The sequence below is a fragment of the Pseudomonas sp. NFACC43 genome (genome assembly GCF_900119645.1).
Taxonomy (GTDB): Bacteria; Pseudomonadota; Gammaproteobacteria; order Pseudomonadales; family Pseudomonadaceae; genus Aquipseudomonas.
The window spans coordinates 396,878-409,560 of sequence record NZ_FPKK01000003.1 but is presented as its reverse complement, the minus strand read 5'-3'; the positions used below and the strand labels follow the sequence as shown (position 1 = coordinate 409,560).

Below are 12,683 nucleotides of genomic sequence, written 5' to 3'. Positions count from 1 at the left end.
GTCCGATCCGCGCCATCAGCGGCGAGGGCCTGGCCACCAGGGGTCCGCTCCGCGCCATCAGCGGCCATCGTCTGTTGGTAATCCGAGGCCTGGGTGAAGAAACGGTCTTCTTGCTGGCTCGGCAGGGCAAAGGCACTGGCGCTCAGGGCGAAGGTAGTAGCGGCGATCAGGGTGTTGAAAGTTTTCATGGTAAGACTCCGGTCATATCAAAGGTTGAGTGCCGGGTCGTTCAGATATCGTGATCTGCTGAACCCGTTGCAGCGTGACGGTTGTCTTGCTGCATGGGTTCAGATTAGGGGCGCGATGGGTGCGGTCGTTAGACGAATACTGCCCCGGTTTTGCCTGATCCTGTTTGTGTGCAGGATCAGGCAGTGTTGGCTTGCAGCGCCTGGGCACGTAGACGGGCGATGTCCTTGCTCGGAGATGCGCCGAATAGACGGCTGTATTCGCGGCTGAACTGCGAAGGGCTTTCGTAACCCATCTTGTAGCCGATTGACGAAACATCGCTGTTCTCGGAAAGCAGTAACCGTCGGGCTTCCTGCAGGCGCAGCTGCTTTTGATACTGCAATGGACTCATGGCGGTCACGGCCTTGAATCGGTGATGCAACGCAGAAGGGCTGAGGTTGATCATCTGTGCAAGGCTGTCGATGCTCAGCGGCTCGGCATAATGGGTATTGAGCCACTCGATAGCGCGGCTGATGCGGTGGGCCTGGGTGTCTGGAATGGCAATTTCATGCAAGCGCTGGCCTTGGGCACCACGCAGCAGACGGTAGAAGATCTCCTGCTGGGCCAGAGGAGCCAGGGTGGCGATGTCGTCCGGGCTCTCCAGCAGTCGCAACAGTCGCAATACGGCATCGAGCAGCGGCGCGTCGATGCGGTCCAGGAACAATCCACGCCCGCTCCGTTGGGCCGGTACGCCGATGGGGCTGGCGTCGGCGATCAGGCGGCAGATCTGTGCCGGATCGATGTCCAGGCGAATGCACATATAAGGTCGCTCGGGGCTGGCTTCGATGACCTGGCCGGCCAGTGGCAGCGTGACCGAGACCACCAGGTAATTGAGCGGGTCATATACGTAGCATTCATCCGCCAGCCGTACTTCCTTGCGTCCTTCGATGATCACGCAAAGGCCCGGCTTGTGCACGAGATGCAGGGCATCGGTCGGCTGGTCGCTACGAATCAGGTGCAAGGGTTCGATGGCCGTGGGGAAGACCCCATTTTCCGGTGCGTAACGTTTCATCAGCTCCGCCAGCTCTGCGCGGCGCTGGTTGACGCCGTCGTCTGGCGCAATCTGTATGGAGGTGGATACCGACATGCCGATCAATCTCCCTGGCCAAATGAATGGATCGCGCTAGTAAAGCCGATTGCGCGGCCGGCGACCAGAGTCGGTTTTATCGCTACAGGATCGTGCAAGTGCGCAGGAGGATCCGGCTAACCCTGAGATCGGCTGCTTCCCTAATCTGGACCTGTCGAAACGCTCCCACCGGGGGCCAACACATCCAGACGAGGAAACCATCATGTCCGATATCCAGAACAAAGTAGTGGTGATCACAGGTGCCAGCAGCGGGATTGGTGAAGCCGCGGCACGTCTGCTGGCGGCACGAGGCGCCCGCGTAGTACTCGGTGCACGTCGCGTCGACCGTTTGCAGGCGCTGGTCCAGGAGCTCGAAACAAAAGGCCAGCAGGCCGTCTGCAAAGCGGTGGACGTGACCCGCCGCGACGATGTCCAGGATTTGATTGACTTCGCGGTCGAGCGTTTCGGCCGGGTCGACGTGATCATCAACAACGCCGGAGTCATGCCGCTCTCCAAGCTCGAGGCGCTGAAAGTCGAGGAATGGGATCGCATGATCGATGTCAACATCCGTGGCGTGCTCCATGGCATCGCGGCCGGCTTGCCCTTGATGCAGCGTCAGCGCAGCGGCCAGTTCATCAACATCGCATCCATCGGGGCCTACACCGTCAGCCCGACCGCCGCGGTGTATTGCGCCACCAAGTTTGCCGTGCGGGCCATTTCCGAGGGGCTGCGGCAGGAGGTCGGCGGTGATGTGCGAGTCACGGTCATTTCCCCTGGCGTGACCGAGTCGGAATTGGCCGAGAGCATTTCCGATGAAGGTGGACGTGCCGAGATGCGCGAGTTCCGCAGGATCGCGATCCCCGCCGAGGCGATTGCCCGGGCGATCGCCTACGCCATCGAGCAACCGGCGGATGTGGACGTCAGCGAGCTGGTGGTGCGGCCAACCGCCAGTCCGTTCTGAACCGACTCGACCGACAGGAGACGTTCCTATGAGAAAGGCATTTGGAGACCAGGACAAGTTCGTCGGCCTGTGGGTGACGGCCGATGGCGTGATCCGCCATCGGCTGCTGCCGGGGGGGCGTTATGACGAAGCACGCGGTACACGTGAAAGCGCCTATCAAGGCGACTACTGGCTGCAGGGCGACCACATCGAATATCACGACGACACCGGTTTCACCGCCGATGGGGATTTTCGCGAAGGTGTGCTCTATCACGCGGGTATGGTCCTGTATCGCCAGGAAGAATGACGTACTCGTTGAAACCGGCGGCGAGCGGGATACCCCCCTCGCCGCCGGTCTCATGCCGACTGGGGATTGACCGTCAAGCCACCGTCATTCGCGCCGCGGCACGTTGGGTGATCTGCGAGCGCACCCGGAACGACTCCGCCGCGCGCCGATTGGCCTCTTCCAGCACTTGCGCGGGTGCGGTGTCCGGGTGGCCAGCGTCGAACGGTGGGGCAGGGGCGTATTCGAGTTGAAGCTGGACCAGCTCGGCGGTGTCCTGGTCGAACAGCTCGGCCGCCAGAGTCAAGGCAAAGTCGATCCCGGCGGTAATGCCACCGCCGGTGATGAGCTTGTCGTCTCGTACCACGCGCTCCTTGATCGGGATCGCACCCAAGGGCGACAGCAAGCTGTGGTAGGCCCAGTGGGTGGTAGCCCGCTTCCCTCGCAGCAGTCCCGCCGCACCCAGCACCAGTGCGCCGGTGCACACCGAGGTGATGTACTGCGCTTGGCTGGCCTGGCGCTTGATGAAGGCCAGCGTCTGTTCGTCTTCCATCAACGGGCCGACACCACTGCCACCAGGGACACAGATGACGTCCAGCTTCGGGCAGTCCTCGAACGTGGTGGTGGGCGACAGTACCAGCCCGGTGCTGGAGGTGACAGGCGCCAGGTCTTTCCAGATCAGATGCACTTTCACATCCGGCAACGAGGCCAGCACGTCATAAGGGCCGGTCAGGTCCAGTTGCTGGACTTGGGGGAACAACAGCAAGCCGATCTGCAGTGTCATGTCGCTTTCTCCTTGTCAGGGTGCCCGGGGGTGGACGGTTCTACTTTAGGTCCGTAGGCTCTGGCGTATACGCCAATCACCCCACGAATTACGCCAATATGTCCCATTCACCGAAAACCGTTCATGTACTGGCCTTCGCCAATGTGCAGGTGCTGGATGTCACCGGGCCCTTGCAAGTGTTCGCCTCGGCCAACGACCTGGCCCGCCAGCGTGGCTTGCCGTTGCCGTATGCGCCGACGGTGGTGGCGGCCGGTGGCGGGGCGGTGGTGTCGTCGGCGGGCCTGGCGTTGCTGGCCGAGCCGTTGCCCGATGAGGGCAGCGACACCCTGCTTATCGCGGGTGGCTGGGGCGTGTACGAGGCGGCGAAGGACCCTGCGCTGGTGGCCTGGGTCAAGAATCATGGCCTGCGTTCGCGGCGGGTGGCGTCGGTATGCACCGGCGCGTTCCTGCTGGCTGCCAGCGGCTGGCTGGACGGCCGGCGGGTGGTCACGCACTGGACACGCTGCGAGCAGTTGGCCGAGCAGCATCCGAAATTGCGGGTCGAACCCAACCCGATTTTCATCAACGACGGTCCGGTCTGGACCTCGGCGGGGGTCACGGCTGGCATCGATCTGGCCCTGGCGCTCGTGGAGGACGACCTGGGACGTGCCGTGGCCCTGGAGGTCGCCCGGCAACTGGTGGTGTTTCTCAAGCGGCCGGGTGGGCAGTCGCAGTTCAGCGTGACCTTGTCGCTACAGAACCAGGGTGGTCGTTTCGATGAATTGCATGCCTGGATCGCCGAAAACCTTTCCTGCGAACTTGGCCTGCCCAACCTGGCCGCTCAGGCAGGCATGAGCGAACGCAGCTTCGTGCGTCACTATCGCGCCGAGACTGGCCAGACACCGGCGCGGGCGGTGGAGCTGATCCGCGTGGAGACCGCCCGCCGGCTACTGGCCGACACCGTCGTGCCGATCAAGCGGGTGGCGGCGCAATGCGGCTTTGGCAGCGAGGAAACCCTGCGACGCGGTTTCCTGCGGGCCATGGGCGTGACGCCCCAGGCGTACCGCGAGCGTTTCGCGGTCAGCCTTCAAGCAGATCCAGCAGCGCCTTGACAGTGGCTTCGGGTGCTTCCTGGGGAATGTTGTGGCCAACGCCGGCCAGCACTCGGCGTTCATAGAAACCGGTGAAGTGTCCGGCGTCCTCGTCCAGCTCGGGGGCCGGGCCCACGCCGTCGTCGGCACCGCACAGGGAAATGCTCGGCACGCGGATGGCCGGTTGCGCCGCCAGCTGTTCCTCGATCCCTTCCAGGGTCGGATCCCCCGGTGCATACATGAAACGATGCCGATAGGAATGGATCACCACGTCGACGAAGTCCGGGTTGTCGAAGGACGGTGCGCTCAGCGGGTACAGCTCGGCGCCGCGCTTCCAGGTTGGCGACCACAGGCGCCAGAGCAACGCGCACAGTTCACGTCGATTCTGCGTCAGGCCTTCGACGCCGCGGGGCGTGTGGAAGTAGTACTGGTACCACAGGCGATGTTCGGTGGCCGGGTCCAGCGGCTGGGTCGATCTAGGGATGTCCTGCAGATTGTAGCCGTCCCCGGTGACCAGGCAGCGCACACGCTCGGGCCACAACGCCGCCACGATACATGCCGCCCGGCCGCCCCAGTCGTAGCCGCACAGTGCCGCTTGGGGAATATGGAGCACGTGCATCAGGTCCAGCAGGTCCTGGGCCAGCGCCGCTTGCTGGCCGGAACGGATGATGGCGGGGTTGTTGAACCGGGTCGGGCCGTAGCCGCGCAGATAGGGCACGATGACCCGGTAACCGCGACCGGCGAGCACCGGGGCGACTTCATCGAAGGCCCTGGGGTCGTAGGGAAAACCGTGCAACAGGATCACCGGCTCCCCAGTGGCTGGGCCATGCTCTTCATAGGCGATGCGCAACAGCGGCGTCACCGCGAAATCGACCTTGGGTTCCTGGCGCATGGTGGCCTCCGGTTGTGTTCAGGCGGGCTCCTGATTCACATATTTGGCCCGATCCGGCGTGAACGTCACGTTCATCTTCGTGCTGGTGCAGGTCAGGGTGCGTTCCTGGGACAGGTCGATGTCCAGGTCTTCACCGCGCAGCCCTTGCCATTGGGCGAGGTATTTGAGGCAGCCGAATTTTTCGTTCTTCTTCAAGCTGCGGCTGACCCCGCCTTTCCAGCCCAGCACCGGCAACTCACCGGCCAGGCAACGTTGCGCCAGTTCCGGAAACTTCGACGCGCGGTCGCGGCCGATTTCCCAGCACTTGATCAAGCCCCGGTCATGGCTTTCCCAGAGATCCTCCCGGGTCAGGCCTGTTCGGAGTGGGGTCGTGATGGGGCGTTTGATATGAGTCATGTCAGGTCCTTGAGTCGGGCTTTTATCGGGCAGCTCCGCTGCACCCGTGAGTGCATCGATCTTAGGAGGGGTTTTCCGGGCTGGCAACTTCTAACGGGCAGTGGCGATAAATGGGAAAGTGGCGGTGATCGCTTTTGTGGCGAGGGGATTTATCCCCTCGCCACAATGGTGTGGTGTTCCTACAAAAAAATAGGTGAACCGGAATTTTCTGACGAGTCGCGGCGGTTGTCGGTTCGGAAGAGGCGGGGATAGGCTTGATCGGTCGCTGCAAAATCAGCGACCGGGCTTGGTCGCCCGGGTTTAGAATGGCGCACAATGCCGCGCGAGCGGCTGCCTGCTTTATGGCCGGCTGTGCGTGGGAGGGCTTCGGGCCCTGCCGGGTTTCCATTCCCTGGTCGACCAACCTGCGCACAGTTCGCCACCCCTCTGCTTGGTCGCGGAATGGCGAACTCCACTTTTGAATGGAGCTTTATGTCATGGTCAAGATCACCCCCAACCCCCCACGCGCCGAAAACCTCTCTTCCTATACCACCCTCGATTCAAGAAAACTCCGCGAAGCGGCCGACCGGGCGCTGAATATCCATCTGTCCACCCCGACGCCAGCCAAGCCCGACACCTAGGACGGCCGCGTCTTTTCGGTGGTTCCAGGCATCAACACCGAATCGGTCCTGACCAGCCTCAGCGAAACCCTGGCCTCGGCCAATGCCATGGTCAGCGACCTGGCGTTCGAGCTGGAGGGCTCTCGGCGGCATGTGGCGCTGGGCATTCAGCAATTGATCGAACTGGGTGCATTGCTGGCCGACCGAGCGCTGGATGACATCGAATTGGCTGAGCCAACAAGCCAGTTGGCGCCGTAGTCTTGTGACAAAGGGGCTTGATCTGTGGCGAGGGGATGAATCCCCTCGCCACAGTGTGTTCACTTTGAAAGTGCTGGCGACCTCGCTCACGGCTGCCAGTGGTGCTTCTCGCCGCTCAACTGGCGATCCAGGAAACTGGCCGCGCTGATCAGCGCCAGGTGGCTCAGGGCCTGGGGTGTGTTGCCCAGGTGATAGCCATGGCTGTCGAACTCCTCGGCGTACAGCCCCAGCGGGTTGGCGTAGCGCAGCAGTTGTTCGAATTCCAGCTGGGCTTTTTCCAGGCGGCCGGCGCGGGCCAGGCATTCGACGTACCAGAACGAGCACGCGACGAATGAACCTTCGCTGCCGCTGAGGCCGTCGATCGGCTGGTCGTCGTTGCGGTAGCGATACACCATGCCATCGCGCACCAGGTGTTTTTCGATGGCGTCCAGGGTGGCGAGCCAGCGCGGATCGCGGGCGCTGACGAAACGCACCAGTGGCATCAGCAGCATTGAACCATCGACCGCCGTGCTGCCCAGGCGCTGGACGAAATGCTGGCGTTCGTCGTCCCAGAAATGCGTCCAGATGTCCTGGTAGATGGCTTGGCGAGTCTCGTCCCAGCGGCTGAACGGCGCAGGCAGGGAACGCTTGACCGCCAGGCGGATGCCGCGGTCGACGGCCACCCAGCACATCAGCCGCGAGTGCAGGAAATGCTGCTTGTCGCCGCGCATCTCCCAGATGCCTACGTCCTTTTCCTGCCAGATGCTGCACACCTGGTCGATCACGTCGACGGTGTGTTTCCAACCTTCATGGGAAATGGCCTCGCCGTATTTGTTGACCAGGTACACCGCATCCATCAGCTCGCCAAAGATATCCAATTGCACTTGCTGGTAGGCGAGGTTGCCAATGCGCACCGGTTGCGCCTGGCCGAAGCCGCTCAGGTGCGGCAGTTCGCTTTCCGGCAGTTCCTGCCGGCCGTCGAGGCCGTAGAGAATATTGAGTTTGGTCGGCTGCTCGCAGCAGTCGCTGACCCGGTTTCGCAGGAAACGCATGTAGGCATTGGCTTCTTCGACGAAGCCCAGGCGCATGAACGCATAGACCGTGAACGAGGCGTCGCGGATCCAGGTGTAACGGTAATCCCAATTGCGCTCGCCGCCCCGGCTTTCCGGCAGCCCGAAAGTGGCGGCGGCCAGGATGGCGCCATGTTTGCGCGAGGTCAGCAACTTGAGGGTGAGGGCCGAGCGGTTGACCATCTCCCGCCAGCGCCCTCGATAGTTGGATTGGCCGATCCAGCTGCGCCAGAACGCCAGGGTCCGTTCCAGGCACAGTGCGCTGACGTCGTCGGTGAGCCTGGGGTCGTCGATGCCCCCCAGCAGGAATTCGGCGCTCTGGCCTTCCTGCAGGGTGAACCCGGCCACCGCTGCGTTGCCATCCAGGGCCATGGCCTGGTCCGAACACAGGCGCAGGCTCGGTTGTCCCGGCGCCTCGAAACAGATATGGGGGCCGTCCTGGCGTGCCTCGGTGGCGGCCCGGGCATAGTCGTGGCGCACCGCGCAGCGCATGCGAAACGTCGCGCGGCCCACCGCCATATGGACCTTGCGCATCAGCACCGGCAGATCGTCTTCGCTGTCTGCGATGGGCAGCATGTCGGTGATCTCCACCACCACGCCGTCGCTCAGCCAACGGGTCTGCAGCACATTGGTGTCGGGCAGGTAGATCTGTTGTCGACGCGCCTGGGGCAGGTCTGGAGCGAGCTGGAAGATGCCGGCCTGGGGCGTGTCCAGCAGCGAGCAGAAGATCGACGGGCTGTCGAATTCCGGCCAACAGAAAAAATCGACGCTGCCTCGGTCATTGACCAGCGCGGCGGTGCGCATGTCGCCGATGATGCCGTGATTCTCGATGGGGCTCTGGGGTTCGTCATGCTCAGCCATTGTCACGGAACCCCGGATAAAGGCTCATCCCGCCATCGATGAACAATGTGGTACCCACCACGTAATCGGACAGGTCCGACGCCAGCCAGACCACCGCGTTGGCCACGTCGTCCACTTCGCCGACGCGTCCATAGGGAATCAGCTCCAGCAGCCTTTGCTCCTGTTCACCCTCGGTGGCTTCACGGTTGATGGCCGTGCGGATGGCGCCGGGAGCAATGCCGTTGATGCGGATGCGCTGGTGGCTGGTTTCCTGGGCCAGGGTCTGCATCAATTGATCGATGCCGCCCTTGGAGGCTGCGTAATTGACGTGCCCGGCCCAGGGGATGCGCTGATGCACCGAACTCATGTGGATAATCTTGCCGGCGGCGCGGGATACGCCCTGGCGAATGCCCTGGCGGTTGAAAATCCTCAGGGCGGCGCGGGCGCAGAGGAACTGGCCGGTGAGGTTGACACCGATCACGGTGTTCCAGTCCTCAAGGCTCATGTCGACGGCGGCGGCATCTTTCTGCAGGCCGGAATTGGCGACCAGAATGTCCAGGGCACCGAACGTCTCCAGGGCCTGGGCGAACAGCCGTTCGACCTGGTCCTCTTTCGCCACGTCGGCGCCGAGGGCGATGGCACGACCGCCGCTGTCGTTGATTTCCTCGGCCAGTTCCCTGGCCGGTCCCGCACTGGAATGATAATTGAGCACCACGGCGGCACCGGCCGCCGCCAAGGCCCTGGCCGAACCTGCGCCGATGCCGGAGCTGGCGCCGGTGACGAGGGCGACTTGTCGGGCGAGAGATATCTGCATGGTCTAGCACCTTGAAGTGAGGGCCTTACCTGCTGACTGACGGGAGGAGTGCAGAGTTCACTTGGGTGAAGCGATCTTCACGATGACGTGAAACACTGATGAACGGAACAATGGGTGGCGAGGGGATCTATTCCCGCTGGGCTTGCGAAGCGGCCCTGAAACCAGGCAACTCGGTGTATCAGCAAGAGTCAGATTGGAGATCCTGGGGCTGCTAGGCAGCCCAACGGGGATAAATTCCCTCGCCACAGGACGGTGTTCAACTTCGGCCTTACCAGCCCCTTCCGGAGTTCACCCAGAAGTTCACCGACAGTGAGGTAGACACCGACTCCACCTGGTGGAACCAGCCCTCGGGCAGGAACAGCAGGTCCCCGGCCTCCAGGGTGATCCGCATGAACGTCACGTCCCGGGCGGCGGGAAAACGTTGGTAGTCTGGCGCATCCGGGTTGAAGTCACAGCCGTCCAGGCCGCCCTGGGGAGCCGTCGACCAGGTGCCCAGGGCCTCGCGATGGTGGGGGGCGGCGAGGATGAAGCGCTTGCGACCCCAGACCTGGGCGAACAGGTTGTCGGTGTCGTCCCGGTGCAGGGGCGTCAGGGTGCCCTTGGGGCCGATCCAGATGCGCGGCGGGATGAACAGCGACGAATCGAAGTAGGGCGGGTACTTGATCTGCTCCATCAGTTGCGCCGGCAGGATGTTGTTGCCCATGTAGGCCGGCGGTTCGCCGTCGGCGCTCCTGGGGGCCGGGTTGTCCAGGGAGGCAATGAAATCGGCCATGGAGGTGGAGCGAAAGTCCCGTTCGGTGGAAAAGGTTTTCTTCACGTAGTCGCCGTGGCGGGTGATGCCTTGCAGCTCGGCGAAGTGCACCAGGGACTCTTCGCGGCTGAGCTTGAACAGCGGCCAGTCCCGCAACGCATCGCTGATGACCACCGGGATGCCGTGGGGCAGGTAGCGCGACTGGAACTCCTGCACCGACAGATCGCTGCGCGGGCGCCGCTCCACGGTGCGTTGGGTGGGCAGGCTGGCGGTGAGTTTTTCGCTGAAGCGCGGTGGGGTGGGGTAGCGCTTGTTCATGTCGACTTTTTCTACCACGCCACCCCCATGCCGGGCATGGTCGATGATCTGCGGCAGCAGGGTCGCCAGGCCCATGTTGCCGCCGATCTTCAGGCGGCCGCTGGCGAACAGCTCCTCGACATTGGCCATGCCGGCCATGATCCCGAGGAAGTCTTTTTCCGCGACCTCGATGGTCACGTCGGGACTGGCGTGGTGGCCGGCCTGGGTGCGACTGCTGGCCTTGACCTCGGACCAGTACGCCTGATGAGGCCCGAACACGAATTGGAAAACGCCTTCGATACCAACGGCGCCGGCATTGGCGAACAGTTTGCCCAGGATGGTTTGCAGGTCCACGGCGGTCACTCTTGTGGGTTTTGGTCTTGGCAGGTAACGAGGGGCCGGAACAGAAATTTAGCCCCTCACCGCCGACCAGCGCCCAGGGCTTTGTACTTTTCGTACAAGCCCTGGTGGCCCGTGTGGTTCATTTGCCTGCGGGAATCAGCCACACGGTTTTAACGCGTGGCAACCATGAAGACCCGGGGGAACGGCAGCAGCACCGTGCCATCTTCCAGGGCGGGGTAGGCCTGTTCGATCGCCTTCAGGTATTGCTCCAGGTATCGGGCGCGCTGGGCTTCGTCCAGGGGATCGAGAAACGGCCGCAAGCCACTGCCCTTGAACCATTCCACCACCCCGGCGGCACCGCCGGCCAAAGGATGGTGGTAGGTGGTGCGCCACACATCGACACGGGCGCAGTGGGCCTTGAGGATCGAGTAGTAGGTGCTGGCGTCTTCCACCTCGGTACGGGTATCGGCCGCCCCGGCCAGTTGGCTGGCCCAGGGACCGCTGGCGGCGATTTCGCGCATCAGGCGGTGGGATGGCTGGTGCAGGGTATCGGGCATCTGGACCGCCAGGCTGCCTCCGGGCGCCAGTTTGTCCACCAGCGCGGGGAGCAGGCGGGCATGGTCGGGCAGCCATTGCAGCACGGCATTGGCGAAGATCACGTCGAACGGCCCGGGCTCCTGCCATTGACCGATGTCCGCCACTTCGAACGCCACGTCGGGCAAGCGTTGGCGAGCGGCGGCGATCATGTCGGCGGAACTGTCCAGGCCCCGCACCGTCGCACCGTCGAACTGCTGCACCAGCAGTTCGGTGGAATTGCCGGGGCCGCATCCCAGGTCGATCACCGAGCGGGGCGCCATGCTCGCGATGGCGGCCAGCAGGTCTCGGGCCGGACGGGTGCGTTCCTGTTCGAAGGTGACATATTGCTTGGCGGACCAGCTCATGACGGGCTCCTTTTCGGTGGGCCAGGCTCTGTACGAAAGTTTTGAGACGAGGTCAGGCAAGGCGAAAGCAGCCGGGCAAGCGCAGAATGCATGAGCATTGCGAGGTTGTTCTCAACGCAGCCTGAACGAGTATCAAGGCTTTTCGTACAGAGCCTGGACAGGATGCCCGCCAGTATAAGGGCAGCCGATAGTAAGATGGCGCGTCGACGGTGCATTCGACTAATTCATTGCCTTGCCACTTCGTTATCTTCCATACACCACCGCTCGGAGAAAACCGCTGTGACCCAACTGACCTTGCTGTGCCTGCCTTACTCGGGCGCCAGCGCGATGGTTTACAACCGCTGGCGACGCAAGTTGCCCCAGTGGCTGCAGGTGCGGCCGGTGGAGCTGCCGGGGCGCGGGGCGCGTTTCGACGAGCCGTTGCACACCGACATGGGCCCGTTGGCGCTGCAACTGGCGCGGGAACTGCTGCCGACGCTCCAGGCGCCCTACGCCTTGTTCGGTCACAGCCTGGGGGCGCTGCTGGCTTGTGAAATCGCCCACGCCTTGCGTGAGCTGGGCTGCGCCGAGCCGGTGGCGCTGTTTGCCTCGGGCACTGCCGCGCCAACGATGCGGGCCGATTACGATCGTGGTTTCGCCGAGCCGAAAACCGATGCCGAGCTGATCGAGCAACTGCGCACCCTCAACGGCACCAGCGAAGAGGTGTTGGCCAACGAAGAGCTGATGGCGCTGACGTTGCCGGTCCTGCGCGCGGACTTCCTCATGTGCGGGCATTTCCAGCCCAGGATCCGGCCGCCCCTCAACTGCCCGGTGCATGTGCTGGGAGGCACCACGGACAAAGCCAATACCGAACAACTGATCGGCTGGCGCCGGGAAACCTCGGGCAGTTTTTCGGTGGACATGCTGGCCGGCGGTCACTTCTTCATCCACGAACACGAGGCCCGGGTGCTGCGGCTGATCAAGGATCAGTTGAGCGTGCATCACCGGCGCCATGGCCTGGCGATCAGCGCCTGACGCGCTGATGCACCCATAACCTGCTTTGTGACGAGGGGATTTTCCCGCTGGGCTGCGCAGCCCAGCGGGAAAATCCCCTCGTCACACTGTGGGCGGTCTATTGCACGTCGGGATGCTCTTCC

The 12,683-nt window shown here is 63.3% G+C and carries 12 protein-coding genes and 2 pseudogenes; 5 read left to right on the top strand and 9 right to left on the bottom strand.

Annotation, left to right across the window (positions count from 1 at the left end):
- Positions 1 to 188: pseudogene (locus BT179_RS08610) on the bottom strand (hypothetical protein); the annotation flags it as partial.
- A 176-nt stretch (positions 189 to 364) separates the two neighbouring features.
- Positions 365 to 1,312 carry an AraC family transcriptional regulator gene (locus tag BT179_RS08605; protein WP_072392043.1) on the bottom strand — a complete coding sequence of 316 codons (948 nt, stop codon included), beginning with the start codon at positions 1,310 to 1,312 and terminating at the stop codon, positions 365 to 367.
- A 202-nt stretch (positions 1,313 to 1,514) separates the two neighbouring features.
- Between BT179_RS08605 and BT179_RS08600 the strand changes: the two genes are divergently transcribed.
- Positions 1,515 to 2,252 carry an SDR family oxidoreductase gene (locus tag BT179_RS08600; RefSeq protein ID WP_072392046.1) on the top strand — a complete coding sequence of 246 codons (738 nt, stop codon included), beginning with the start codon at positions 1,515 to 1,517 and terminating at the stop codon, positions 2,250 to 2,252.
- Between the two features lie 28 nt (positions 2,253 to 2,280).
- Positions 2,281 to 2,538 (top strand): Atu4866 domain-containing protein, encoded by a 258-nt coding sequence (locus BT179_RS08595; protein ID WP_072392049.1) that lies wholly within the window; start codon positions 2,281 to 2,283, stop codon positions 2,536 to 2,538.
- A gap of 73 nt (positions 2,539 to 2,611) precedes the next feature.
- Here the strand turns inward: BT179_RS08595 and inhA are convergent, their stop codons facing one another.
- Entirely contained in the window at positions 2,612 to 3,298 is a 687-nt protein-coding gene (gene inhA / locus BT179_RS08590; RefSeq protein ID WP_072392052.1) for an isonitrile hydratase, read from the bottom strand.
- A gap of 98 nt (positions 3,299 to 3,396) precedes the next feature.
- Between inhA and BT179_RS08585 the strand changes: the two genes are divergently transcribed.
- Positions 3,397 to 4,389: a GlxA family transcriptional regulator gene (locus BT179_RS08585; RefSeq protein WP_072430720.1), complete on the top strand. Its 993-nt coding sequence runs from the start codon at positions 3,397 to 3,399 to the stop codon at positions 4,387 to 4,389.
- Here the strand turns inward: BT179_RS08585 and BT179_RS08580 are convergent.
- On the bottom strand, positions 4,358 to 5,260 hold the full coding sequence (locus BT179_RS08580) for an alpha/beta fold hydrolase (protein ID WP_072430719.1): 903 nt from the start codon (positions 5,258 to 5,260) through the stop codon (positions 4,358 to 4,360). The two genes, BT179_RS08585 and BT179_RS08580, sit on opposite strands and share 32 nt — an antisense overlap.
- An 18-nt stretch (positions 5,261 to 5,278) precedes the next feature.
- Positions 5,279 to 5,656 carry a hypothetical protein gene (locus BT179_RS08575; protein ID WP_072430718.1) on the bottom strand — a complete coding sequence of 126 codons (378 nt, stop codon included), beginning with the start codon at positions 5,654 to 5,656 and terminating at the stop codon, positions 5,279 to 5,281.
- A gap of 476 nt (positions 5,657 to 6,132) precedes the next feature.
- On the opposite strand from BT179_RS08575, the pseudogene BT179_RS08570 reads away from it, so the two are divergent.
- A pseudogene (locus tag BT179_RS08570) lies at positions 6,133 to 6,513 on the top strand (DUF6124 family protein).
- Positions 6,514 to 6,599: 86 nt separating this feature from the next.
- Here BT179_RS08570 and BT179_RS08565 read toward each other — a convergent pair.
- From BT179_RS08565 to tam, 4 genes are all read right to left on the bottom strand, one after another.
- Positions 6,600 to 8,423: a glycoside hydrolase family 15 protein gene (locus tag BT179_RS08565; RefSeq protein WP_072430717.1), complete on the bottom strand. Its 1,824-nt coding sequence runs from the start codon at positions 8,421 to 8,423 to the stop codon at positions 6,600 to 6,602.
- Complete coding sequence (locus tag BT179_RS08560) at positions 8,416 to 9,216, bottom strand: SDR family oxidoreductase (protein ID WP_072430716.1); 801 nt, start codon at positions 9,214 to 9,216, stop codon at positions 8,416 to 8,418. The genes BT179_RS08565 and BT179_RS08560 overlap by 8 nt, the downstream gene beginning before the upstream one ends.
- 268 nt (positions 9,217 to 9,484) lie before the next feature.
- Positions 9,485 to 10,618 carry a cupin-like domain-containing protein gene (locus BT179_RS08555; protein WP_072392075.1) on the bottom strand — a complete coding sequence of 378 codons (1,134 nt, stop codon included), beginning with the start codon at positions 10,616 to 10,618 and terminating at the stop codon, positions 9,485 to 9,487.
- A 158-nt stretch (positions 10,619 to 10,776) separates the two neighbouring features.
- The gene (gene tam, locus BT179_RS08550; RefSeq protein WP_072430715.1) at positions 10,777 to 11,547 is read right to left on the bottom strand and encodes a trans-aconitate 2-methyltransferase; all 771 of its coding nucleotides are present in this window, start codon (positions 11,545 to 11,547) and stop codon (positions 10,777 to 10,779) included.
- 279 nt (positions 11,548 to 11,826) lie between these two features.
- Between tam and BT179_RS08545 the strand changes: the two genes are divergently transcribed.
- On the top strand, positions 11,827 to 12,561 hold the full coding sequence (locus BT179_RS08545; protein WP_072392081.1) for a thioesterase II family protein: 735 nt from the start codon (positions 11,827 to 11,829) through the stop codon (positions 12,559 to 12,561).
- Positions 12,562 to 12,683 lie beyond the last annotated feature (122 nt).

Bases quoted from the DNA above. Each gene is read 5' to 3' on its own strand.
- BT179_RS08575 (WP_072430718.1), bottom strand. From the start codon at position 5,656: ATGACTCATATCAAACGCCCCATCACGACCCCACTCCGAACAGGCCTG.
- tam (WP_072430715.1), bottom strand. From the start codon at position 11,547: ATGAGCTGGTCCGCCAAGCAATATGTCACCTTCGAACAGGAACGCACC.
- BT179_RS08560 (WP_072430716.1), bottom strand. From the start codon at position 9,216: ATGCAGATATCTCTCGCCCGACAAGTCGCCCTCGTCACCGGCGCCAGC.
- BT179_RS08565 (WP_072430717.1), bottom strand. From the start codon at position 8,423: ATGGCTGAGCATGACGAACCCCAGAGCCCCATCGAGAATCACGGCATC.
- BT179_RS08585 (WP_072430720.1), top strand. From the start codon at position 3,397: ATGTCCCATTCACCGAAAACCGTTCATGTACTGGCCTTCGCCAATGTG.
- inhA (WP_072392052.1), bottom strand. From the start codon at position 3,298: ATGACACTGCAGATCGGCTTGCTGTTGTTCCCCCAAGTCCAGCAACTG.
- BT179_RS08600 (WP_072392046.1), top strand. From the start codon at position 1,515: ATGTCCGATATCCAGAACAAAGTAGTGGTGATCACAGGTGCCAGCAGC.
- BT179_RS08595 (WP_072392049.1), top strand. From the start codon at position 2,281: ATGAGAAAGGCATTTGGAGACCAGGACAAGTTCGTCGGCCTGTGGGTG.
- BT179_RS08605 (WP_072392043.1), bottom strand. From the start codon at position 1,312: ATGTCGGTATCCACCTCCATACAGATTGCGCCAGACGACGGCGTCAAC.
- BT179_RS08580 (WP_072430719.1), bottom strand. From the start codon at position 5,260: ATGCGCCAGGAACCCAAGGTCGATTTCGCGGTGACGCCGCTGTTGCGC.